The following is a 21,067-nucleotide window of genomic DNA, read 5'->3' on the forward strand; positions in this document are numbered from 1 at the left end:
CATGGGGCTACTCTTGGATCAGGAGGTGGCCCCATGCGCCGTATTATTCTTGCCGTAGCCTTCAGTGTTGGGCTGGTCACGAGCGGTGCCGCTCAGGATGCCGAGATCGAGGCCAATATCGCAGCCCAGATTCAGGCGTTCAAAGCGGATGATTTCGTCACCGCCTTTACCTTTGCCAGCCCGAATATCCAGAACATATTTCGCACGCCCGAGAATTTCGGGGCGATGGTGCGAAATGGCTATCCGATGGTCTGGCGACCGTCCGAAGTAAGGTTTCTGGAGTTGCGCGAAGTTGCCGGGGCACTGTGGCAGAAGGTGATGATCGTGGATGGGGACGGGCGTGCCCATATCCTTGATTATCAAATGATCCAGCTTGAAAGCGGGTGGAAGATCAACGGCGTCCAATTGCTTGGAAATTCCGACCCGTCCGCCTGATGCAACGCCTCCGTTACGGAGGCGTGATGGGCGATTAATTCCTTTTCGATTAACAGGGGGTTCGGGCATATCGCTCGAAACCCCGTCTCTACGTGGTTTCTGGCCCATGGAACAGGTCATCAGGCGGGGGCGGGACGGGGAGAGGCGTCACTCGTTCGAGTAAACATATTGATAAAGTTGATACCCGGCCCACAAAACGACTGCGCCAGCTGCGGCGTAAGGTAAGACTACGGGCAACGCTTTTGCAGCAGTAAAGGTGACTCGCAAAACAGCTGTTGGAGCGTTTTTCGTCAGTGTGCCAGCAATGTATCTGCCGCCTTCTTTGGCGATAAAGCCACCGGATGAATGTAACACATACTCCATTCGTCCCTCCCTTGCTTGTTTCATCAACTTGAGAGGCCGGTCTGCATATTTCAAGTGTGCGTACAAATCAACGCCCGGGACGACCAGACCCCGGGCGTTCGACTTACCAGCGAGAGGGCCGACCAAAGCCCACTCCCCCAGAAATCACGTCCCCGATATTTGGGTCAATCTGTCGTTGTCAGATCGTTGCATTGCAACGCCATAAAATACTGTTATAAAAAGATAAATAGTCGCGAAGCATCAGCATAATTTTATTCGTGGGGTAGAGATAACCCGCGAGACGACCGACATGACCGCATACCTTATTGCACACCCGAATGGGTTCACCGAGACAGCCGAAGGGCTGGTTGAACTCGAACAAATGCTGCCCATGCCAGACGAGGCCCGAGACCGGCTGATGGCCGGGGAAACCGTGACCTTGGATTCGTTCCTAGGACAGGTGGATGTACGAGAGGTAAAAGTTGGCAGGAAATCACAAGCGAAACTAACGCCACGTAACTAGGTGCACACTAGGAGGTTAGGAGATGAGCAACGTGAAGACGTGCACCAAATGCGGCGAAAGCAAAGCTCTTGTTCACGGGCGTCAATGCCAAAGTTGTAGAACGGCAGCGCAAAGAGCCCGACGCCAATCAAAAGCAGCGTTAAGACCTAAGCCCAAATGTAAAATCTGTGGGTGCGAGTTTACCAAGAGCGGCAACTATCAGATTTTTTGCGGATCGGAAGACTGCGAGAGTAAGGCTAAGGCCGAGTATCAACGTGAATTCCGTCGGACCGACAAGTACAATGCTTGGTATGCAGATTACCACGGAACTGACGCGGCACCGGGTGAGCGAAAGGCTGAGATTTCTGCGATTGCAGCGGCACGGACGCCGGAAGATTTGCGCGAACGCGAACAAGCATACCAGCGAAAGTGGATTGAAAAAAACCGCGGCAAGTTCAACGCTAAAGCGGCGCGTCGTCGCGCGGCACTTTATGACGCCACGCCCGAATGGGCAGAGCATGATGAGATCGAAGTCATCTATGAGAATTGCCCAGAAGGGTATGAGGTGGACCACGTGATCCCACTGCAAGGTGAAAACACCTGCCGCGCTATTCAGTCGATGTTACACGCCCCATGGAACCTTAGGGTGGTGCCAATGTCTGAGAACCGAAGCAAAGGCAACAAATATGAGGGTGTGTGAAAGCCAAGACCTGTATCATGAGGCGTTCGTCTACACAGCGCCCAGCGAGGGACAATATCCGCGCCCTTGGATGACTGACCTGTCGGACCCATCCGAAGCCGACTGTTTCATCGTCGGGCGTAACCAACGCAACGGCTACTCTGTGGACCTCGTTGGCAGCCAAGAGCGGCACGTTGATGCCCTGTTCAATCGCAACGGCCAGTCGTGCCGTGGCCTCTACGAACAACTTTGCGAGACATCCCCGACCCGGACAAACATCGACCGGTTATCGGAGCGCCTCAAACACGTTGGAGCAAAGGTTCTGGAAACCAACGTGGTCTGCTTTTCCACGCCTATGAGCGCCGATCTGACCGAAAATCAGCGCAGGGTTGGAACCAAGATTTTCGAGTGGGTCCACAACCGGATTTCGCCCAAGGTCGTAGTTGTGCATGGGCGCGGCGCGGCCAACGATTTGGCTCGATTGGACATCGCCAATAGTTGCGTTATCGAAATGCCCTCGCTGGCTCCACCGGCCTACAACAAATGGCACAGCCGGTCGGAAGCAGAGTTAGACCGAGTTGCGGAAGCTGTGAAAAGGGGGTTGACGGCATGACCAACGTCATTCAGTTCCCCCGGTCCAAGGACACGCCCGAAACCGAGGCCCAAGAACCCGACATTACAATCAACATCCAAGTGACCCCCAAGGCGAACTTCCCTTGGGGTCCGTTGTTTCTATGCGTGTTCGCGATAGGGTGTGTGATCCTGGATTTTGCACTCCGGTAATCCGCGAAAATGTGACTTGACCTGAGTAAGAACAAAGGTAGAACATGGGCCATGACCGAGTGGCCCCGAACTATCCCCTTTGACTTCAAATGCAAACTCGAACAACTGCAGGAATGGCGCTCGAAGCCCAGCCTACAGGACGAGTGGACCACCATCCGCGAGTGGCTGACCAAGCACGAAGTGTCCGCGCCGGACGTCTTGCCCCGTGAATCGGAACTCCCCAACCACTGGGACGACATCGTCTGACACCCAAAGAAGCCAACGGGAGGTATACGGGACGGGTCTGACGGGGTTCTGGGCTATATCAATACCCGAGAGCGCCCCGAAATGGCCCCCCGTGACCCAACAACGCGAATTGACTGTTGCATACTGGACAGAGTGTCAGTTCTAGCGGTGATTATAATTATTCAGACATTGGGAATTCAAAGGTGCGCGCCGAGCTTGCGACCCCAAGCTTATCAACGCTCTATGTAGACATTAAGATCGGCTTGTGCATTGTTCGTTCCGCTATCACTAACTATGCTTTAGAAATGCTATAACTTTCCAGCCAGCAACCAAACGAGTCTCATGGATCTTTTAGATAACTTCTCCGATAAGCTGCGAACTTGGAACCGTCGGAGAATTGACAGGCGCAGATTGACAAGACCACCTCAACAAACAAGAGAAGGCTTTTTATTCAATGGCGCTGACTTCCAACGTGACCCTGATTGGGACACAGTAGAGCGGGAGTTTCTTGCTCGGACGTTGCCAAAGTTCGACGTGTTTTTGAATGTGGGCGCCCATTATGGTTTTTATTGTTGCCTTGCTCGTCACCTAAATCTGCCAATCATCGCGTTTGAGCCCGTCAATGCCAATTTTGAGATGTTGATGAAGAACCTGACGTATAATGGTTTTCAGGATAAGGCGACGCTCATTCACGCAGCGGCAGGGCCAAACCCTACTGTGACTGAGATAAGCGGAGGTTTTGCTACGGCAACTCTCCGAACCAACCACCGCCACCCCAAAACACAAAAACAAGCAGTACCAATCGTACCAATCGACGTTTTAAGCTCGTCCGACTTGGGCAAAGTATTGGTCTTAATGGATGTAGAAGGCTTTGAACTTGAGGCGTTGAGAGGGGCTACCGGCTTGTTGTCTAGGGTTCAACAAACAGCTTGGATTGTCGAGATATTTCCAAGCTGGGTGGATGAACGGGGACATCCACAAGAAAACGAAGATTATATTCAAGCAATCAAACTAATGCGCGATTTTGGATATAATACATGGCTTATTGGGAAAGATTTAAGGCAAATCAGTAACGATGATATCTCTGAAATTATGACAAAAGAGGTTTCAGAACGCCCCGGTGGAAACTTCCTTTTTGCCAGCCTCGAAGTAGCAAACAAATTGATAAAATAGATTGCGCAAGCATGGCTCCAGTTTCACCCAATTAAGCTTCACAATCAAACGTGCGGCCCCCTGCCTTGATTACGATACTGCCGAGCTGCGCCGTAGAGCCTTGATCCATCCTTCGGATGCAACCGACAGCTATCAACTGCCGGACCTCGACGATGCGTCAAATGCCGATCCAAAGAATGATGAATTAATGAACCGATTGGATCGCATCGAAAGATCGAACGAACAATTAAACCCAACCAAGTCGAAACTTGCGCCACCTCTGATCTTGCTTACCATCGCCGGGGTGTCCTTTGCTTAAATCGGGATTTCTAGGTTTCTAAACGTGATCGGGTTGTTGAGGCACAAGCCTCGAACCTCCGGTCCGTCCAACTTCAACGCGATCCTGTGGGACCGGCCCGTCCTCGGATCGGTCACAATCAACGACGGGTCTTGGTTCTTGCGGTACTCAACACCTACCCGGATGGTCGGCCCGGGGTTCTGGCTAGTGTCTCGGCGGTTTCTCACGGCCATGGTCATTTCTCCTCACTGGTTAAATTGGCCCTACGGTGGGCCGGTCGTTTCGAGGCGGTTGGCCTCGATTTCCCGGAGGACGAACAACACGGCCTCCGAAATCCTTTGCTGCAAAGCTTCGTTGTCGATTGGGGTTCCGTCCCTTTGATGGATCACGCCCTGCAACACGCCCTCGGATGCAACACCGGATATCAACTGGACGGTCGTTTCGAGGTCGAGGTCTGACGGGTTCATGGCGTCGTCTCGGTCGGGTCGATGTAGTAGGGCCAGAACCGGGCCGGGTTCAGACCTTCGCTGCGGCCCAACTGGACCAGACCGGGATGCACGGTGCCTTGAACCGGAACCTGCAGGTCGAAGGCGGTTTCGTCGATGTTACGCCCGACTAGGACGCCGTTTTTACGCCTGAGGGGTGCCACGTTGCGTCTCCTGAATTGACCCGCCGAAAACCTTGTTTTGCTTCGGTTTGACGGTGGATTTCGGGGTCTTTTGCTTGGAATAGTCGTGCACCAGAACGCCCGCCGAGTAACGGTCGGACAGGCCAGTGTATTCGCCCCGGGTTACAACCTTGGTCATGTCTTGGTCCTCTCGTATTCGAGCCTTGCCCGATATCCGGACAACGCTTCCTCAACCGCCTTTTGCATCACCTTGGTTTTGGCGCAGTGGTAGGTCACATCGCCGTCGCCCGTGACGGTCGCGACAACGCTCCGCGTGACCTTGTGTTGGACGGCGGCACACAGGTCGCCACCGGTTTTGTCGACTGCGACCAACAGGTCGGGGTTGGGGCTGGGTTCAAACATTATGCCCCTCCCCAAGTCACGCCGGTCAGGTACGACACCGAATCCGGCATCGACTTCCAAGTCACGGGATGGACCATGCGCATGGCAACGCTGTTGGTCTGGAAGGTGCTGACCACCTTGGTCGGCGGGGTGGTCCCGGCGGCATCCGAGATATGTATGGAACCGCCTGTCAGGTCGATGTCGTCCACGGCATCTTCCGTTGCCCCGGTCGCGGTCATCTGCGGGTCGGGTGGCTGGGCCGAAGCCAACGCAACGGTTGCCGCCGAACTCGTATCCAACTCGGGCAGGTCGCTTGCATGGTAGTAGGCGGCGGCGTCCACTCCGACGACGTTGCCCTTGGTCAGGTGTGGACTGTGTATCAGGGTCAGCCCCCAAAGACTGCCGGAATTGACCATCGCGGCCAGTGGGAACCGGCCATCGACTTGGAGCATTTCCAAGGCCCGCATGTGGTCGCTGTGCATGATGATTGCAGGGCGGCGGGCGTTGCTCAGGTTGCCGCGAAGCCAACGAATATCCGTTAGCACGTTGTCCAGCGTATCCCCGGCGCTGGCTTGGTTGGGCGCGGCAACGGTGATGGCGGCTGGACGAACTGCCGGAATTGACGTGCTGGTCGGGTCCAGAACGTGGAAATCCAGCCCCTCGGCAACGTCGTCTTGGATGAGTTGCTCCATCACATCGAGGATGTTGGAAACCCGGATGAGTTCGTCCGTTGCAAGGGTGATGATGCCCAACTTGAACTTGTACATCGTGACCGACCCAAGCGCCGCCGAACTGACTGGGATGGTTGCCCGCTCTTGCACGAAAGCCGGTTTCAGGCTGCCTTCGTCATTTGCGCTTCTATGGGGGAAGGTGATGTTGGCCGATCCGCCAAAATCAACACTGGTGCCCAACTCAGCCAGTTGTGCGACAGCCGATCGTTCGCAGAGGGACCGATAGAACGCCCCGACATCCGACTGGACGAGTTCTGCGCCCCAAGATGCATCCGTCGTTGTACCCGGCACGGTGGCCGATTTTGCCAGACGCCGAGCGATACGATGCTCGTCCCCGGGCAGCAGTTTGAGCAGGTTCGATTCCGGCTTGTTGCCACCCAACTTGTGCATCATGTGTGCGGTCATGTTGGCGGCCAACAGACGGGACGCGGGCAACACTTTCTGGGGCTTCTTGGCGGTCGCCGGTTTGGGCTGGGTCAGCGCGACATTGATGGGACGGTCTACGGCACGGCGTAGGCTGTCCATTTCGGCCTTGATGGTCGGCAGGTAGGTGCGGGCCTCGTTCGCTTCGGCGTACTCCTCCGCAATTGAATCCCACAAAATGGCCGCCTGTTGTTCTTCGGCCTTCTTGATGAACTTGCCACGAACCGTTTCGGGCAGCGCTTGGACGCGGGGGTCGTTGGAAATGTCTTTGGGCATCAGTTGTCCTCCAGAAACGCCTTCGACGACGCCTCGATATGTGCTGCGGTTTGTTCCCCAATCCCGTCAACTTTGGCCTCTAGGTCGTCCAGCCGCCGGTTGATTTCCCGGGTGTGCTTCACGATGAGTTGCCCCATCACCTCGGCAATCTGTTTGTTGTTCGCACCCTTGGTGGTGGGGCGGGGCGCGGGGGTCGGATCACGAAAAGGGTTCTGCATCAACGAAAGTCCTTTTTGGCTTGCCGCGCAAAACCAGTGTAGGTGCGGCGAAGTTGTTCGGTTTTGCCGGAACGGGGGTTGAACCCGGCCTCGGGTAGTGCGTCCACGAGTTCGGCCAGTGCCAAACTGCATTGGATAGACGAAGTGAGTTCCCCCGACAGACGGTCGAACCGAACGCATGCATCCTGACAGTCGCGGGCCAAGGCATCCATTTTGACAGCCAGCAAATCGAGCCGCTCTGAACCAGTCACGAAACGAACGGCTAGAAGCGCAAAGGCTGTCAGACTGTCGGGGGAAACGCCCAAGACCGACGCGGTGGACTTGGTACGTATACGCAAAACACTGGCCGCTTGGCGGGCATCAAAACCCCGGCGTTCGATGGCCGAACGCGCAGCAGCGGCGAAAGCATATTTTTGGCGGATTTGGGACGAGATACGGGCGCGGGTTTCGGCTGCACCTTGGGTGCCTTCCTCCTCAGCACGGCTGGCTTTGGAAAGGCGGTGACGCAAACTTCCACCGTCCTTATGTAAGGAAAGCAGGTGGCGCTCAGCAGTTTTGGCAGTCAGCCGCATCGTGTACCTCGTCGGGTCGTTAACCCCAACAAAACACGGCTGATATATCGCTGAAAATATTGACAGATTTTGATATGTGATGGTTGATGATCAAAGATCAAGCCCAATGAGAGCATGCTGGGTGAAGCCGCAACAGGCACGTTTTGGGTCATTGAGCGGTCACCTGAGCGATTTTGTCAGATCGCCGCATCGTTCACGACTCATTGTTTCGTAATGCGTTATTTTGACGAACCCAGGCTTCGCAGCTATCAGTTGAGAGCTTCGGCGATAGCAATCAACATGGGGCAACGCGAGGAAAGGGAAAATTGAGTGAGTGAAGCAAAGATCTTTGAAGGCTCAAAAGAAGAATGCAAAGCGTTCCTTTCTGAATACTCGGGATATTATGTCTATATTCTCAGAAGACCGGACGGTCGCCCGTTTTACGTCGGCAAGGGGATCGGGGATAGAGTTTTCAATCACGAAGTTGAAGCCAGGCACCCCAATGATCGAAAATCTAACTCCTATAAGCTTAATGTTATTAGGTCTTTATGGAGGCAAGGCAGTAGTGTTGTTTATGAGATAGCCTATCAAGGTGACGATGAACAGGATGCCTATGATGAAGAAGCTCGGCTAATTTCTCAGATTAGAAGGTTACACGAAGGCGGCCCTCTAACCAACCTGGCTCCAGGTGGAGGGAATAGTACTGGTATTTCACCCATTTCAAAAAGGAAGCACGCCGCTACACTAGGCGGGATCCCCGAAAATAATCCAGAGAGGGCTATTGTTAACCGATATCTTCTTAGTGTTGGAGTAATGGATTCAATTGCCATTAAGCCTATTTCACAACTAACTGTTAAGCCCAGCTTAATATTGCCAAAGAAAAAAGGGGGGCCAACGTTAAGGCAAGCTGCTGTATTGGTTGCTTCTGCAGCAATCAACGGAAAGTCTCTAGATGGAGCATGTCAAATTCCGAGAAAACTTATTGTCGATGACGTTCCAGCCATAATCGAGAATGGGGTTTCTTGCCGAATTCTTCTGACGGAGATGGCTTCAATAATTGCAGCAGAAAATCCTGTCGATGAAATATTTGCTCTGAATGCTCAGCAAAGCCGGGTAGTTGTAAACATCGTTGGCGTCAAAAAATGCTTTGACCTAGGTGTTATTAGTAGCTTTTAAGGGTCTGCTTGAGGTCTTGGTGGTTGATTTCTTAAAGTTCTATATTTGGTCTCTAATTCTTGCAGTGTTTGTTGCCTCACCTGCGTCGGAGCTCTTGTCTGTCTAGGATCGGGGAACTGCTAATCGCATTAGCTGGTCTCATAGGCAGCTATGGGCCGTTTGCCGCCGCTAGCCTAAACGGTCGAACGGCAGCTTCGTCCGCAACTCAGTCGTTGACTTAGTTTTGTTAAACGTCTGCTATCGCAAAGAAGCGGTATTTGAGGTTTGGTTCAATTAAAACGCCCTGACCCTAATCTGTAACGCAAATCAAGCGAGCAGGTCGTGTCGCACAGCATTCTCGTTTATCTTTTTGGTTGCCGCCTCGGCTGATGCTCGTTCATCGTCTGCTGGTTTGTTGTTTCCGGGACGCGCCACGATGCCCAACTGTTTGGCTTGGGCGATCAGAAGCGATTGCAGGTTGATGTGAAGGCTCAGCCATGGAGACCGAACCCAATCGCCTTTGCTGTTTTGGGTTAGGTGACCTTCCTTTTGCACCATTAGATGCGTGTACTCATGTTCGACAAGCGTACGAGCGTAGATCGCGGCTAGATGGACATCCGTTCCCGTCCACCGAGATCTTGGACGACCCAACAACACCTCTTGGAATACGCGCTCGGCCTTCGCTTGGTCTTGCTGCCACGGCTCCACATCTGCAGGCCATTCGATGGGGTCGTCACCCAGATGCTTCCAAAGTTCTGACGATGTCGCGACACTCTTCCGGGGTGTCAGACCGCTTCCTTTTGGCATTCGAATATCCTCGCTTCGTAGCTTGATAGGGAGACGCTAGCGGGGTGTGGTGTGAGTATATATATCCCCGAATGCTTGATGTTCCCTTCCTCATAATATTTCCGCCCGCATTCGCTTCCATGAAAACACGAGCGACCCAATCGTGCATAGATTGGGTCCGCACCAAACGCGGCTAGCGGTCCCTAGCGATGGGAGGTGCTAGGGCCTCGAATACGCCAAGAACCCGAACGGAGTTTGTTCTAAAAATTATCTAAATATAAACACCTAGCGCCCTAGCGGGGTTTCGGGGGATAAAACGGCCTGTGCGCACCTGCCCCGGGGTTCGGGGGTGTCCGCTTTCTGTGTTTTCTTTCCATGCCCTGGAGGGGCGCTAGGGCGCTAGCAACCCCCCGGTTGACAATGTCTCAGAGCACGAGCGGGGTTTGTTCGTTTGGGGTTCTGGGTTCCTAGCGTATCCCCGCCAGCAATCGCCCCGAAGCCCCGCTAGGAGCGCTTCCCTAGCGGTTAGAGCTCCGGTCTGTCGGGGTACGGGTCTTCCGCAGGTACGTCCAGATAGGCGCTAGGCCAGTTGGGGCCAAGGTACACCTCGAACACGTGTTCGAGTTCATCCTGCTTATAGCCTTTGGGCGATTTTCCATCCACCCAGACGTTCTTTGGGCGCAGGTCGTAGGGCCGCAGAAGGTCCGCTAGTTCGGCCTGTGTGATGCCCATCCCGGCGTTCCGGTCGCCCCACGGACGGTCGGACATATCCACCAGACGTGACACCGCGTCCGAACTCGGCAGGTGTCCCGGGTCGTCAGCAACGTATACCCGGCACAGGTCTTCCAACAGTTCTCGGTTTGGCCCCTGTTTTGGGTCGTTTCGGTCTTGGATGTAGGCCATCCCAGCCCGCAGTCGGTCGTACCAGTCGCCGCCCGCGAACCGCGCAAGCAAAATCAGTGGCACGGCCCGGTCAGCGTCCCGACCCCCAAGCCCATCGAGGTCCTCGGTACTCGGAGCCAGTTCGATTTTGGGTTCCCCAGCCCAGAAGTCCACCACCTGTTGTCGAAGGTCGTCCAGCGGATTGCCTCCCAGCACGTTCTTTTCTTTCCGGATGTTTTGCTTGGTCCCGGTGCGGTCTGGCACCATGCGAACCACGTAGGCCCGACTTTCGTTTGCCGGAGGCAGGTCGTGGAGTGACGCCCCGGCGACCGGCGCATACAGCGACCGAAACACGGGTTGCCACGTGTTCCCCATCTGCTCCATCTTTGCGGATTGTTTACCCCGCTCAAAACCGGAGTTCCAGATGCCGGTCATGTCGTCGTTGCCCTCTTTCGTGGCAACCCACGTGTCTAGTTCGTCGAGGAAAAACGCCACAGAACCTTTCGCGATATCAAACATGGCTATCACCGAAGCGGAGGTCGAGCGGTCCAGTATGACGGCTTGCGGGACGGTGAAGGCCATGAGTTCCAACACGGTCGTCTTGCCTGAGTTTGGTTCGGGGCTTTTGATCAAGACGCGGGGATACTGGGAAAACAGGTTCGCATTTCCTGCGCCTACGACCCATAGGGCCAACAGGTCCAGGATTCGATCATCCAGCGACAGATAACTCTTGAACCTGTCCACGAGCGCATCCAGCAGTTCGGGCAAAACCACCTCGGCCCCCTTGGGTTCGAGTTTGGGCCACTCCAGCACGGCGTCGGGCAACCCTTTTGCTTCCTCCTGCGCAAATTCGCGTTCCCAGACGGCTTTGACGAGTGCCTCGATTTCGGGCTTTTTGTGCTTCCGGATACCCGCGCCCTTGAACCGGGCCTCAATCTCGGCCACTGCATCCCCGAGCGACGACAACCCTTTGGGGTCGTGGTCCTTGGCGACCTCGGAAACGATGGCGTCCCTTTCGGGGTGCTTGGACAGCGATGGATAGTCCTTGGCGATGGCCTTGAATGCGGCATCGCGGTCGCCCCCGTATTCGTAGTGCACCAGCAGGTCAAACGCATCGCCCGACCGGTGGCCGGTCTTGGTGCCAAACCCGATGCCCGCGTCGGTATCTTTGCCCGAGAACGAAACCCACCGGCCCTGGAACGGGATGGATGTCCCGCCACCCTGTGTTTCGTTGGGCGACCTCCACAATTTGCCACGTTGCTTCTTGTACCCAAACCGCTCGAACTCGGTTTCCAGCGGGTGGTCGTCGTTGTATCTCTGTATCTGGTTCGATACGCCGCCCTTCTGCTGGGCTTTCGTGGCCTCGTTTGCCACCTGCGCGGCCTTTCGGATAGCGGCAGCGCGTTTGCGCAGTGGGTGCTTCGGGTCCACAAACAACACCGGGTCGTCAGTGCATTGGTGTTCGTAGAAATCCGGCCCCCGGTTTGGCAGGTACGACAACTGGGCAACCCGCGTCCCCGATATATCCATGTCGATGCCCGCGACATCCAATAACTCGACCAAAGCCTGCTGGAACAATTCGTATTCGCCCCCGCCGATGGACGTTTGGAGCGGAATCATCACCCGCCACTTGCGCAGTTCCTTGGTGGCCGATGCGGTCGAATAGATGATGGTCTGGCAGACGCCTAGAACCTTCACCACCGCGTCCCGCACCTCGCCCAGACTGGGGTTCCCGTCGTCGACATCAACCACGAGCATGTAGAACTCGCCTTTGTCGAGTTGGGGCATGGCTGACCGGGCGTCGGCCCCCCGATAGGTTGAAGGTATCACCCAGTCGGCCTTGTCCTTGGGTACCCGTTGCGGGCTGGCCGCCAGTTTGCGGATACCCGACACGGTGATGCTGTTGAACGAGGCTCCGGGTTTGTCGTTGATGCCGTGACCCCGACACAGTTCTGGTTCAGGGTGTTGGTCCGGTTGCATGGTCATCGTTTCCCCCTATGAAACGCGGGGCAACGAGGAAATTGACACGATATGATGTGACATGTTCGGGTCGTCCCAGTTGGTGGAGGCACCGGGTTTCAACTCCCTCGGTGCCAATTAGATAGGCCCCGGGTTTCGTCCCCCGGGGCCTGTTGCTTATTCAGCAGCTACGGCTTCTTGCTCATTCGCAAACAACGCCTCGACGTCCCGAACGTCGTAGTAGTACTGCTGGGTGTTGATACCCTTCGGGGCCTTGGAGTAGCGGGGCAACAGCCCCTTCTTGGCCCACTGGTTGACCGTCCCGGAGGACACCCCGGCGATCTGGGCAACCTGCGCCGTCGTCAAACGGCGGTCCTTGGGTGGCAGATAATTTGACATGATTTCGTCCTTTTAGTTGAGTGGTGGGTCGCCTTACCCCGCGACCCTTGGGGATAGCGGTTATTCGGCGGCGACAGTTCGGGGCTTCACCTTCACCAACTCGGCCACCTCATCGGGCAGCACGTACTTTTTGTTGGCGATGCTGATTTCGGTTAGTTTCCCCTCCCGGCACCAACGGCGAATAGTGGCGGGGACCTGCCCAACGCGGGCGGCTGCTTCTTTCGGGGTCAGGACTTCCCCATGTCCATGTATCTCAAGCGGCATGTCATCTCCCAATTAGATTGAGTGGCATTCAAGAATCATCTATAACTAGAACAACAGATGACATAGGTACTTGTCTAGGGGGTCGTTGTATGATTTTTTGTCAATATAATTTACTTTGGAGAACTCTATGAACTCTACGAGCAATACATCCGAACTTGTCGAGCGACTGCGGGCCGCGAAAGACATTCCATCACGAAAACACGCCATCTGGTTCGACATTGGGGACGCCGAACTCGACACGGAAAAACCCGAGTGGTTGCCCGTGTCACTGGCGATTCAAGAATTGTACGGCGGGACCCCCGGCGAATTGATGGGCGAGTATGCGCGGGACTTGGTGGTCGTCTGTTCGGAGTTGCGGTCGATGTTTGGCCAGACACCCGACGAATGGACCTATCCGAAAAACAGCGTTGTCAGCCTGTCGGGGGCCTTGGGACGCCTGATGTCGGGTGAAGCCCCGCTCGTGGCCTTCCTGCCCTCTGGACCCACTCCCGGTGCGCACGGATGGGTCGCCCTGCGGCCAGAAGGGGATGTGTTGGTCGATGCTTTTCTGACGGTCGAGCAACAGGACCGCATGGATGTTTGCCCCGAATGCGAGGGCGTATTCATCAACCCAACCGGTCGCCGGACCTTTTGCAGCACCCGGCACAAGAACACTTTCATCCAGCGCAAGAACAGGACGAAGTCATGAGCAGCATACAAAAGGTTCAACGCAAAACCGGTCCCCGGTGGCGTGTCCAAACTGAGTTCTGGGACCCAGTCAAGAAGAAGCGGGTGCGCCAGACCCGGGTGTTCAAGACACACGCCGAAGCGAAGGAGTTCGCGGTTTCATACGATGCCGAGTATCAGGATGGTGTGCGCAAAACCCGGGACACGGTCACTGCCTTTTCGGAGGACTGGCTGCAAAAGCGGCTCGACCTCGGCCATATCCGCGAGAACACCCACTACGCCCACAAAACCCGGGTGGATGCATGGTGTGCCTACTTCGGGCATCTGCCCCTGTCGAAACTGACAACTCAGAACATCGAAGAATTCCTCGTGGCCCTGACCACCGGGCAGGCATCGTTGTCGAAAAAGCCGTTGGCCGCGAAAACCGTCAGCGGAGTTCTAGCGCTCCTGCGGGTTTGTCTGCGGGACGCCTGTGTGCAGCGGTTGTTGTCGTGGAACCCAGCGGAAGCCGCCAAAGCCCCAAAAGCACAGCCCAAGCCACGGGTGCCAATGCCGACCCGGGGCGAGTTGCGCATGTATCTGGACACGATAGACGATTCCAAGTGGCGGCTGCCCGGGCGCTTCCAGCTATATACCGGGTTGCGCCGGTCAGAGTTGTTCGGGTTGCCCGAGCATCTGGTCGACCTGCAGCATGGGACCATCCGGATAGAACAGTCGTTGATGCGGGTCGCCAAGGACGGGCGGGTCTACTACAAGATCGCCCCGGTGAAAGCCGAAGCCAGTCTGCGGACCCTGTCACTTGCACCCGATGCAGTCGAGGTTCTTACCGAACAGATCAAGGTCAACCGGAAGAACCGGCTGCGGGCGGAACCCGGGACTTGGGACACCGAGGGACTGGGGCTGGTTTTCGTGGACCAGCAGGGCAACGCGATAAAGACCGACACCTACACGCAGGCGATGGCCGACATCCGCCGGGGCCTCGAACTCCCGGCCTTCCAACCAACCCACGTTTGGCGAAAAGTCATGGGGACAGAGATGGTCCGCGCCGGTGTGCCAATCAACGTGGTTGCCGAACAACTAGGCCACACGCCTTTGACTGCGCAGCAGCACTACATCCGGCCAGACAGTGACGACCAGCGGAAAGCGGTGTCGCACGTGGCCTCGCTCTTTTCCAAGAAGTGACGGGGACGGGACGGGGACAGCGAGTTCGCGGAGTTCGCGGCGACCGTCCATCGAAGCACACAGAGTACGCTAAAACACGCTCTGTTCGTCTTTTGTGAATCCACAGTTCGTAGGGTTCGCCGGTTTATTCACTCCTTTTCGATACTCAGGATTTCGCGCTTGGGCATGGCTCTCGGGCACTGGGTTTATGCGCACGGTGACCTGCCGTAGCGCTAATGGGTAAGGGATTTCTATGAACAAGGCAATCACCGACGGCATCGTATTCATGCCGCCTGCTTTCGCAAATGGCCTCAATGTTTGGTCCAGCGGCGACGGAACGCCCGGATCGCCGACATATGACGGTTCAGGCACGGGCGCGTTTGTCCCCGCCGATGCGGATTTTGGAGGCTGTCTTGAAATCCTGAAGGTAAGCCCGACGCAAAAGCTGCGATATATGGGGCAAACCCCGCTGCTGCCGGGCTGTTACTTGCAGATCAAGGCGCGGGTCAAAGCAATCAGTGGTCCTTTGCCCGAAGTCCGCATCGCGGCCTGGGCAGGCGGCGCGGGGGATGCCCATGTGACCGGAGTGGTCGAACAAGGTTCGGCAACGCAGCTTTCGGGCTACGGCACCGTGCACGAGGTCAGGGCCATTGTGGGCACTGGTCAGCGCGCCGGTGTGGACATGCCTTGGGGAATTCAGGCGATCTACGGGCATTTCGGGCTGGATATCGAAGGCGCGAACGGTTCGGTTATCCGAGTCGACGATATCGAGATCGAGGATGTCACGGGTGTATTCCTGCGCGACATGATCAGCCTAGTCGATGTGCGGGATTTTGGCGCCGTAGGAGATGGTGTTGCTGACGACACTGACGCATTCGAGGCGGCCGACCAGGCTGCAAGCGGGCGACGCGTTTTTGTCTCCGAAGGAACGTACTTTTTGGCGCAGAGCGTGACCCTGTCGTCAGAGGTGGAATTCGAGGGCACCGTCACCATGCCTGACGACAAGATGTTGCTTTTGACCAAGAACTACAATCTGCCGGCCTACATCTCGGCGTTTGGTGATGAAGAGCTTGCTTTCAAAAAGGCGTTTCAAGCCTTGTTGAACAATTCCGACCACGAGTCCCTTGATCTGGGCGGCAGAAAGGTTGCGATCACCGAGCCAATTGATATGGCGGCGGCAGTTCCAAACAAACAAGCCGGGTTTTCAACGCGCCGGGTGATCCGCAATGGCCAATTTGATGTCAGAAACAGCTCTGCCTGGGATACTGAGACTTTCACGTCAGTGGCGACCTACAATCCATCGGATCCGACACGCCTGAGAAATGTCGCCAATGTGGCCAATATCCCGGTGGGCGCGCTGGTTCAGGGCAGCGGTGTCGGGCGCGAAATCTACGTGCGATCCAAAAACGTCGGCGCGGGCGAGATCACGCTGAACGCTCCGATTTATGACGCCTCAGGCACGCAGACATTCACCTTTGTCGACTTTAAGTACCTTCTCGATTTCAGTGGCTTCAGCACACTGCGCAAGTTTGGAGTGGAAGAGATTGAATTCCAGTGCAACGGTCGTTGCAGTGCAATTCGCCTTGCGCCGTCTGGCAGCACATTCGCCATCACCAATTGCTTTATCAGCCGCCCAAAGGACAGTGGGATTACGTCTATCGGAACCGGGTGTCAGGGCATGCTGATCGACAATTGCCAATTCCTGTCATCCGAGGAATCCTTCAATGTTTCGGACCGCAAATCCATCGCGTTGAACGCGACAGCAAACGACATCAAGCTGCGCCACAATCGGGCGGTACGTTTTTTGCACTTTGCAGTTCTTGCGGGTACGAACAACCTTGTTCTGGGAAACCATTTCTTTCAGGGCGACAGTATTCCGCAGGGCGTCCGCACGGCTGGCCTCGTGATGATCGGCACTTATAACAGCTCGACAATTTCCGAGAATTACGTCGACAACTGCTTTGTCCAATGGACGAATGAAAGGGACGCCAATCCGGTCTACAGTGGTGGGTTCTCTTTCAGCGCCATGACCATCACGGACAATATCTTTTATTCCAGCCACGTCGCCCCGTGGTTTAGTCCAAGCGTTATTCGCCCCCATGGTTCGGGTCATTTTCTGAACGGTGTCGTGGTGACGGGCAACAAGTTCCGCTCGACCAACGGCAATATCAACCGGGCGGAGCAAGTGGACACGACCTTTGCCGATCTGAACCGTAAGGCGCATCTTAACGTCAAGTTTCAGGACAACACGTTCCACGGCGTTTCAGCAAAAGTCGAAAACCCCTTACGGCTTCGATACTCAAAAAGTTCGACCTCGCAGGTCTGGACGATCGGAACCCAAGGGCGTCTGCCTTTTGGTGGCCGGGCACGCGGATGCGATGCCGTTACAATTATTGGGCAACTGAAGAACACGTTCGGGTCGACGGTCTACACCACACCGTATGTCAACTTGGAGCAGGGCTCTAACGGGGACCAAATCCAACTACGATGGGCGCAAGGTGTCCGAGGTCAAGTGTCGGCAATAGTGCGCATGGAGTACTGAACCGCAATTCCACATGTGGTTCGCGGTGCACTCAGAACTCTCCCCAGATCGCAACCTTGATGCCTGTGTTATCACGGGCATCATTGCGTTCAAATCCCAGCACCCACGTTGTGGGACTGTCAGGATTGCGGACCATGACCGACGGACGCACCCGCCAATATAGGTCGTCGCCGGAACGATATGCGGTTTCGACCTGCAGCAAAGGGTCAACCCAGCGTCGTGATTTAAGGCCTGCAGTCAGATCTAGTTTTCGGATCAGGGCATTGTGGGTTCGGTATTCCAACGTGGTATCGACCGCGACCCACCCATTGCCCCAGCCGGTCTGAAAGCCTTTGCCGTAGGACAAAGTTGCCTTGTACATTGCCCACGCCCCCTTATGGCGGTGGTGCACGCCCACGCCAAATTCCGCCGCGAACCTTCCCTTTTCGCCCAAGCTGGCCAAGGGCAGGCGCGCAAATACGGTTGCGTGGCCGTAAAGGTCTCGGTTTTCCTCAAAGTCGAATCCAAGGGTGAGGTTATCTTTGTACCCCCACTCAGCGTACAGCGCGGACTTATAGTCATAACCATAGTCCCCATCTTTGAAAGCCGTGACAGATGCGGCGGTAAAGGCGCTGTCCTTCTCGCGAAGCCACGGGCCGGGCAACGCGGGGGAAGCCGACAACATAAGCAGAAGAAGGGAAACAAACCGCCACATTCGCGCAGCATCCGTTAGCATGGTTAACGGATCGTTAGGATGTATTGATTTTCAATGATTGCAGCTTTGGGCAAAAGCCAAAGGAAACCCGCGATCTTTCCGAAACCTATGTTAAGTTCAATTGGAAAAGGGAGAATCCAGATGCCGAAGATTGCAAAGAACGCAAGCGTCCAGACTGTCATTACCACTTTTGAAATGACCCCGGGTACCTGTCACGATCTGCTGGAGGCTTTGACCGACGCCTATGCGGACTTCATCTCGAAACAACCTGGTTTTGTTGCTGCGGGTTTGCATGTGAATGACGCGCAGACCAGAATCGCCAATTACTCGCAATGGGCGCGTCGCGAGGATTTTCTGGCCATGCTGCGCACCCCGGAAATGCGGGAGCGCAACCGGAAGATCAACGAATTGTGCAGAAGCTTTGAGCCGGTTATGTATGATGTCGCCGAAACATTTGGCGGATCGTGACTTAAATCAAAGCAGCACGTTCTGTTGCGACGCATCTTTATCGTAAATTGAACGGAGGTGCGCACCATGTATCACAATATTCTTGTCCCGATTTCGTTTGATGCAGAACGGGATATATCCGGCCCCCTGAAACTGGCCGAGGTGCTGGCGACGCCGGATGCGCAGGTGATCCTGCTGCATGTGGTCGAGCATATTCCCAGTTATGCGATCTCATACATGCCGCCCGAATATTTGGCCGAGGCACGAAAGGCCCTGCAGTCGGAATTGGACGATTTGGCCGCGAAGCTGCCAAATGCCAATGGTGTATTGGTCGAAGGGCATTCAGGGCGGACCATTCTTGACTGGGCCGAAGAGCATAAGCCCGATCTGATAATCATGGCCTCCCACCGACCAGGAATGCAGGACTTGCTACTTGGTTCAACGGCGAACCACGTTGTACGCCACGCAGCCTGCGCGGTTCACGTGGTGCGGTGATCGGGCCATATGTCCGATGGGGCAAGGCGCCAAGCCTTGCCGAACCCGCCGCTCAGCAGACCGTCTGAAATGCGAAACCGCACAAAGCCGAAATCGGTAAAATCAACATAGAGCTTCGACTTGGGCCGCAGCTTTAGGAAATGCGCGCGCAGGCGATCATGTTCATCCGTACCACGCGCAACAAATACCGCATTGGCGTGCAGCGTAAGCCGCGGATGGGTCAAAGGGTCTCCGGTTGGTCCCGGTGCACCCAGTAAAACTGCGCAAACGGGGTTGGCCTGCAACGCACGGGTATGATCCGCCAGTGTCGAGATCAGGGTAAACGGCGTTCCATTTTCGTCTGCGGCAATAGCGATACGCGACACTGACGGAGCCGGCATATCTGGCCGCAAAACCGCCAGAGCGCCATAGGTTGCACTGGCAATAAGATCGCGGGCCAACTGACGGGCCGTTTCGTCAACAGGGCGGAATGGATCGGTGTTCGACATGTCAATTCTTGCGCCTTTGGCAGGGTGCGTCAGGTTTTGCGACATCTATGGCCGCGGGAACTTGGTATGACGTGCCACAGAACGAATCCACCTAATTTGAAGTATCGGCGAGGGGGCCTCGGATTCGCCGCAAATTCGATGTATCATAAGCTATGCCGCCCCGTGACCCCCACCCGCGACAGTTGTTTACAGACCCGAATACACCGGCCCGTCGCATGCGCGCCGATACCGTGCGACGACGCGCGTTGTCGCCCGTGCGCATTGCGATCATGATTTTGATGCTGCCGGTGACGACTGCGGCTATCGCGGTAACCGTTTATACACGGACCTCTGAATTCGGCCGGGAGGAAGCCCTTTTTCACCTCATCGCTATGGCTGGTTGTCCAGCGGCTGAAGCCATCATACCCGGACCGTTCTTTGAAGGGTTGCCGGGCTATCACCGGCGCAATGACCCCGATGGCGACGGAATTGCATGTGACCCGCAATTGCAGGCGGCACCGCCCCAGGACGTGCAGACAGCACAACCGGACCCAGCTGGTCGCGCGGTTGGAAATGCAAAATTCCTTCGGCCCTAAGGTTCTGACATGACACGAGACGACTTCAACGCTTTTTGCGCGGGCCTCACGGCGACCACCCATGTTTTGCAATGGGGCAATGCGGATGTGTGGAAAGTGGGCGGCAAGGTGTTTGCGATCTGTGGCTGGAACGAGGGGCGCGACGCCTTTACTTTCAAAGCCACCGATCTGGCCTTTGAGGTGCTAAGTGATCAACCCGGCATCCGTCCCGCGCCCTATTTGGCCTCGCGCGGGATGAAGTGGCTTCAGGTCTACGAAGCACGCGGGATGAGCGATGCCTCCCTGTGCGAGCATATCGTGACGTCTTATGATCTTGTGGTGACGAAACTGACTAAGAAGGCGCGGGCGGAGTTGGGGGTTTAAGCTGCGCGGCAGTCCTGCAACATGTCGGCTCTACGCGCTGGGCTGCAACCTTGGAGTGTTAGGCTGCATACTCGGGTACGGCGCGCGGTTGAAAACACTCTGAATCTACAAGTATCAATACGGGATTTGACGCCGCCATGCTACCTTGCGCGCGGCGGGATCGTTTTGGTCGCGCCCTACGGCAATTTCGCCAGACGAGGGAGGAAAGTCATGTTTGCACGTATTACTCAATTCAAAATGAAGCCAGGCACACGCGAGGCCGCGACGGCGAAAATGAACGCGTTGAAGTCAGAAATCATGGGCATGCCCGGCATGCATAGCTTTACGAATGTGATGAATGAAGACGGCTCGGGCTATGTGATCTCCGTGGTCGAGAGCGAGGCGACCTCGAACGCGAATGCCCCGAAAGTGGCAGAGCTGTGGGGCCAATTCGCCGAATTCATGGAAGGCCCGCCAACGCCTGTTGGGTATGATGTGGTTGCCCACTGGGATAAGGGCTGAACACTGACCTGAGCGAGGAACACTCGCTCGGGTTCAGACCGTTCGAGGCTTACTCTCTTAATTCAT

The 21,067-nt window shown here is 55.8% G+C and carries 31 protein-coding genes; 17 read left to right on the forward strand and 14 right to left on the reverse strand.

Annotated features, from left to right (window positions below; all coding sequences use genetic code 11):
- Positions 1–33 precede the first annotated feature (33 nt).
- Positions 34–435: a DUF4864 domain-containing protein gene (locus tag GOX73_RS08675; protein ID WP_171122423.1), complete on the forward strand. Its 402-nt coding sequence runs from the start codon at positions 34–36 to the stop codon at positions 433–435.
- A 147-nt stretch (positions 436–582) separates the two neighbouring features.
- On the opposite strand, the gene GOX73_RS08680 is transcribed toward GOX73_RS08675, so the two are convergent.
- Positions 583–798, reverse strand: a complete 216-nt coding sequence (locus GOX73_RS08680; protein ID WP_170794312.1) for a hypothetical protein — start codon at positions 796–798, stop codon at positions 583–585.
- 289 nt (positions 799–1,087) lie between these two features.
- Here GOX73_RS08680 and GOX73_RS08685 point away from each other — a divergent pair, with 289 nt between their 5' ends.
- The 7 genes from GOX73_RS08685 to GOX73_RS08715 all read left to right on the forward strand — a co-directional run bounded on the left by GOX73_RS08685 (position 1,088) and on the right by GOX73_RS08715 (position 4,437).
- The gene (locus GOX73_RS08685) at positions 1,088–1,300 is read left to right on the forward strand and encodes a hypothetical protein (RefSeq protein ID WP_170794310.1); all 213 of its coding nucleotides are present in this window, start codon (positions 1,088–1,090) and stop codon (positions 1,298–1,300) included.
- Between the two features lie 22 nt (positions 1,301–1,322).
- Entirely contained in the window at positions 1,323–1,979 is a 657-nt protein-coding gene (locus tag GOX73_RS08690) for a hypothetical protein (RefSeq protein ID WP_171134853.1), read from the forward strand.
- On the forward strand, positions 1,966–2,571 hold the full coding sequence (locus tag GOX73_RS08695) for a hypothetical protein (protein ID WP_170794308.1): 606 nt from the start codon (positions 1,966–1,968) through the stop codon (positions 2,569–2,571). Before GOX73_RS08690 ends, GOX73_RS08695 begins: the two co-directional genes overlap by 14 nt.
- Complete coding sequence (locus GOX73_RS08700) at positions 2,568–2,741, forward strand: hypothetical protein (protein WP_171134854.1); 174 nt, start codon at positions 2,568–2,570, stop codon at positions 2,739–2,741. Before GOX73_RS08695 ends, GOX73_RS08700 begins: the two co-directional genes overlap by 4 nt.
- A 51-nt stretch (positions 2,742–2,792) precedes the next feature.
- Positions 2,793–2,987: a hypothetical protein gene (locus GOX73_RS08705; protein WP_170794304.1), complete on the forward strand. Its 195-nt coding sequence runs from the start codon at positions 2,793–2,795 to the stop codon at positions 2,985–2,987.
- A 321-nt stretch (positions 2,988–3,308) separates the two neighbouring features.
- Complete coding sequence (locus tag GOX73_RS08710; protein ID WP_170794302.1) at positions 3,309–4,139, forward strand: FkbM family methyltransferase; 831 nt, start codon at positions 3,309–3,311, stop codon at positions 4,137–4,139.
- Position 4,140: 1 nt separating this feature from the next.
- A complete protein-coding gene (locus GOX73_RS08715) occupies positions 4,141–4,437 on the forward strand; it encodes a hypothetical protein (RefSeq protein WP_170794300.1) in 297 nt (98 codons plus the stop codon).
- A gap of 242 nt (positions 4,438–4,679) precedes the next feature.
- Here GOX73_RS08715 and GOX73_RS08720 read toward each other — a convergent pair whose 3' ends face one another.
- Genes GOX73_RS08720 through GOX73_RS08750 form a run of 7 tightly spaced genes read right to left on the reverse strand, consistent with a single transcriptional unit; the run spans position 4,680 to position 7,645 of the window.
- The gene (locus GOX73_RS08720; RefSeq protein WP_170794299.1) at positions 4,680–4,883 is read right to left on the reverse strand and encodes a hypothetical protein; all 204 of its coding nucleotides are present in this window, start codon (positions 4,881–4,883) and stop codon (positions 4,680–4,682) included.
- A complete protein-coding gene (locus tag GOX73_RS08725; RefSeq protein WP_170794297.1) occupies positions 4,880–5,065 on the reverse strand; it encodes a hypothetical protein in 186 nt (61 codons plus the stop codon). Before GOX73_RS08725 ends, GOX73_RS08720 begins: the two co-directional genes overlap by 4 nt.
- A complete protein-coding gene (locus tag GOX73_RS08730; RefSeq protein ID WP_170794295.1) occupies positions 5,046–5,222 on the reverse strand; it encodes a hypothetical protein in 177 nt (58 codons plus the stop codon). The genes GOX73_RS08725 and GOX73_RS08730 overlap by 20 nt, the downstream gene beginning before the upstream one ends.
- On the reverse strand, positions 5,219–5,446 hold the full coding sequence (locus tag GOX73_RS08735; protein WP_170794293.1) for a hypothetical protein: 228 nt from the start codon (positions 5,444–5,446) through the stop codon (positions 5,219–5,221). Before GOX73_RS08735 ends, GOX73_RS08730 begins: the two co-directional genes overlap by 4 nt.
- On the reverse strand, positions 5,446–6,855 hold the full coding sequence (locus tag GOX73_RS08740; RefSeq protein WP_171134855.1) for a hypothetical protein: 1,410 nt from the start codon (positions 6,853–6,855) through the stop codon (positions 5,446–5,448). Before GOX73_RS08740 ends, GOX73_RS08735 begins: the two co-directional genes overlap by 1 nt.
- On the reverse strand, positions 6,855–7,073 hold the full coding sequence (locus GOX73_RS08745; protein ID WP_170794289.1) for a hypothetical protein: 219 nt from the start codon (positions 7,071–7,073) through the stop codon (positions 6,855–6,857). Before GOX73_RS08745 ends, GOX73_RS08740 begins: the two co-directional genes overlap by 1 nt.
- Positions 7,073–7,645 (reverse strand): hypothetical protein, encoded by a 573-nt coding sequence (locus GOX73_RS08750; protein ID WP_171134856.1) that lies wholly within the window; start codon positions 7,643–7,645, stop codon positions 7,073–7,075. Before GOX73_RS08750 ends, GOX73_RS08745 begins: the two co-directional genes overlap by 1 nt.
- Positions 7,646–7,954: 309 nt before the next feature.
- Here GOX73_RS08750 and GOX73_RS08755 point away from each other — a divergent pair, with 309 nt between their 5' ends.
- Positions 7,955–8,800 carry a GIY-YIG nuclease family protein gene (locus GOX73_RS08755; protein ID WP_170794286.1) on the forward strand — a complete coding sequence of 282 codons (846 nt, stop codon included), beginning with the start codon at positions 7,955–7,957 and terminating at the stop codon, positions 8,798–8,800.
- A 306-nt stretch (positions 8,801–9,106) separates the two neighbouring features.
- Here GOX73_RS08755 and GOX73_RS08760 read toward each other — a convergent pair whose 3' ends face one another.
- From GOX73_RS08760 to GOX73_RS08775, 4 genes are all read right to left on the reverse strand, one after another.
- On the reverse strand, positions 9,107–9,586 hold the full coding sequence (locus GOX73_RS08760) for a hypothetical protein (protein WP_170794284.1): 480 nt from the start codon (positions 9,584–9,586) through the stop codon (positions 9,107–9,109).
- 504 nt (positions 9,587–10,090) lie between these two features.
- Positions 10,091–12,433, reverse strand: coding sequence for a DUF3631 domain-containing protein (locus GOX73_RS08765; RefSeq protein ID WP_170794282.1), 2,343 nt, complete (start codon positions 12,431–12,433; stop codon positions 10,091–10,093).
- A gap of 150 nt (positions 12,434–12,583) precedes the next feature.
- Complete coding sequence (locus tag GOX73_RS08770) at positions 12,584–12,805, reverse strand: helix-turn-helix domain-containing protein (RefSeq protein ID WP_170794280.1); 222 nt, start codon at positions 12,803–12,805, stop codon at positions 12,584–12,586.
- Between the two features lie 60 nt (positions 12,806–12,865).
- On the reverse strand, positions 12,866–13,069 hold the full coding sequence (locus GOX73_RS08775) for a hypothetical protein (RefSeq protein ID WP_170794279.1): 204 nt from the start codon (positions 13,067–13,069) through the stop codon (positions 12,866–12,868).
- Between the two features lie 127 nt (positions 13,070–13,196).
- Between GOX73_RS08775 and GOX73_RS08780 the strand changes: the two genes are divergently transcribed.
- The 3 genes from GOX73_RS08780 to GOX73_RS08790 all read left to right on the forward strand — a co-directional run bounded on the left by GOX73_RS08780 (position 13,197) and on the right by GOX73_RS08790 (position 17,438).
- Positions 13,197–13,757: a hypothetical protein gene (locus tag GOX73_RS08780; RefSeq protein WP_171134857.1), complete on the forward strand. Its 561-nt coding sequence runs from the start codon at positions 13,197–13,199 to the stop codon at positions 13,755–13,757.
- Positions 13,754–14,917 (forward strand): tyrosine-type recombinase/integrase, encoded by a 1,164-nt coding sequence (locus GOX73_RS08785; RefSeq protein ID WP_170794276.1) that lies wholly within the window; start codon positions 13,754–13,756, stop codon positions 14,915–14,917. Before GOX73_RS08780 ends, GOX73_RS08785 begins: the two co-directional genes overlap by 4 nt.
- 232 nt (positions 14,918–15,149) lie before the next feature.
- The gene (locus GOX73_RS08790; RefSeq protein WP_171134858.1) at positions 15,150–17,438 is read left to right on the forward strand and encodes a glycosyl hydrolase family 28-related protein; all 2,289 of its coding nucleotides are present in this window, start codon (positions 15,150–15,152) and stop codon (positions 17,436–17,438) included.
- Positions 17,439–17,469: 31 nt separating this feature from the next.
- Here GOX73_RS08790 and GOX73_RS08795 read toward each other — a convergent pair whose 3' ends face one another.
- Positions 17,470–18,132, reverse strand: a complete 663-nt coding sequence (locus GOX73_RS08795; protein ID WP_171134859.1) for a hypothetical protein — start codon at positions 18,130–18,132, stop codon at positions 17,470–17,472.
- A 141-nt stretch (positions 18,133–18,273) separates the two neighbouring features.
- Here GOX73_RS08795 and GOX73_RS08800 point away from each other — a divergent pair, with 141 nt between their 5' ends.
- Together GOX73_RS08800 and GOX73_RS08805 are read left to right on the forward strand one after the other, a co-directional pair.
- The gene (locus tag GOX73_RS08800) at positions 18,274–18,600 is read left to right on the forward strand and encodes an antibiotic biosynthesis monooxygenase (RefSeq protein WP_171122419.1); all 327 of its coding nucleotides are present in this window, start codon (positions 18,274–18,276) and stop codon (positions 18,598–18,600) included.
- Positions 18,601–18,666: 66 nt separating this feature from the next.
- Positions 18,667–19,074: a universal stress protein gene (locus GOX73_RS08805; RefSeq protein WP_171124607.1), complete on the forward strand. Its 408-nt coding sequence runs from the start codon at positions 18,667–18,669 to the stop codon at positions 19,072–19,074.
- Here the strand turns inward: GOX73_RS08805 and GOX73_RS08810 are convergent.
- Entirely contained in the window at positions 19,059–19,562 is a 504-nt protein-coding gene (locus tag GOX73_RS08810) for a HugZ family protein (RefSeq protein WP_171134860.1), read from the reverse strand. The genes GOX73_RS08805 and GOX73_RS08810 overlap by 16 nt on opposite strands.
- 278 nt (positions 19,563–19,840) lie before the next feature.
- Between GOX73_RS08810 and GOX73_RS08815 the strand changes: the two genes are divergently transcribed.
- The 3 genes from GOX73_RS08815 to GOX73_RS08825 all read left to right on the forward strand — a co-directional run bounded on the left by GOX73_RS08815 (position 19,841) and on the right by GOX73_RS08825 (position 21,001).
- Positions 19,841–20,137 carry an excalibur calcium-binding domain-containing protein gene (locus GOX73_RS08815; protein WP_371808578.1) on the forward strand — a complete coding sequence of 99 codons (297 nt, stop codon included), beginning with the start codon at positions 19,841–19,843 and terminating at the stop codon, positions 20,135–20,137.
- 9 nt (positions 20,138–20,146) lie between these two features.
- Positions 20,147–20,500 carry an MmcQ/YjbR family DNA-binding protein gene (locus GOX73_RS08820; protein WP_171124613.1) on the forward strand — a complete coding sequence of 118 codons (354 nt, stop codon included), beginning with the start codon at positions 20,147–20,149 and terminating at the stop codon, positions 20,498–20,500.
- A 210-nt stretch (positions 20,501–20,710) separates the two neighbouring features.
- Complete coding sequence (locus tag GOX73_RS08825; RefSeq protein WP_171122409.1) at positions 20,711–21,001, forward strand: antibiotic biosynthesis monooxygenase; 291 nt, start codon at positions 20,711–20,713, stop codon at positions 20,999–21,001.
- Positions 21,002–21,067 lie beyond the last annotated feature (66 nt).

The organism is Ruegeria sp. HKCCD7221, from assembly GCF_013031225.1.
Taxonomy (GTDB): domain Bacteria; phylum Pseudomonadota; class Alphaproteobacteria; order Rhodobacterales; family Rhodobacteraceae; genus Ruegeria.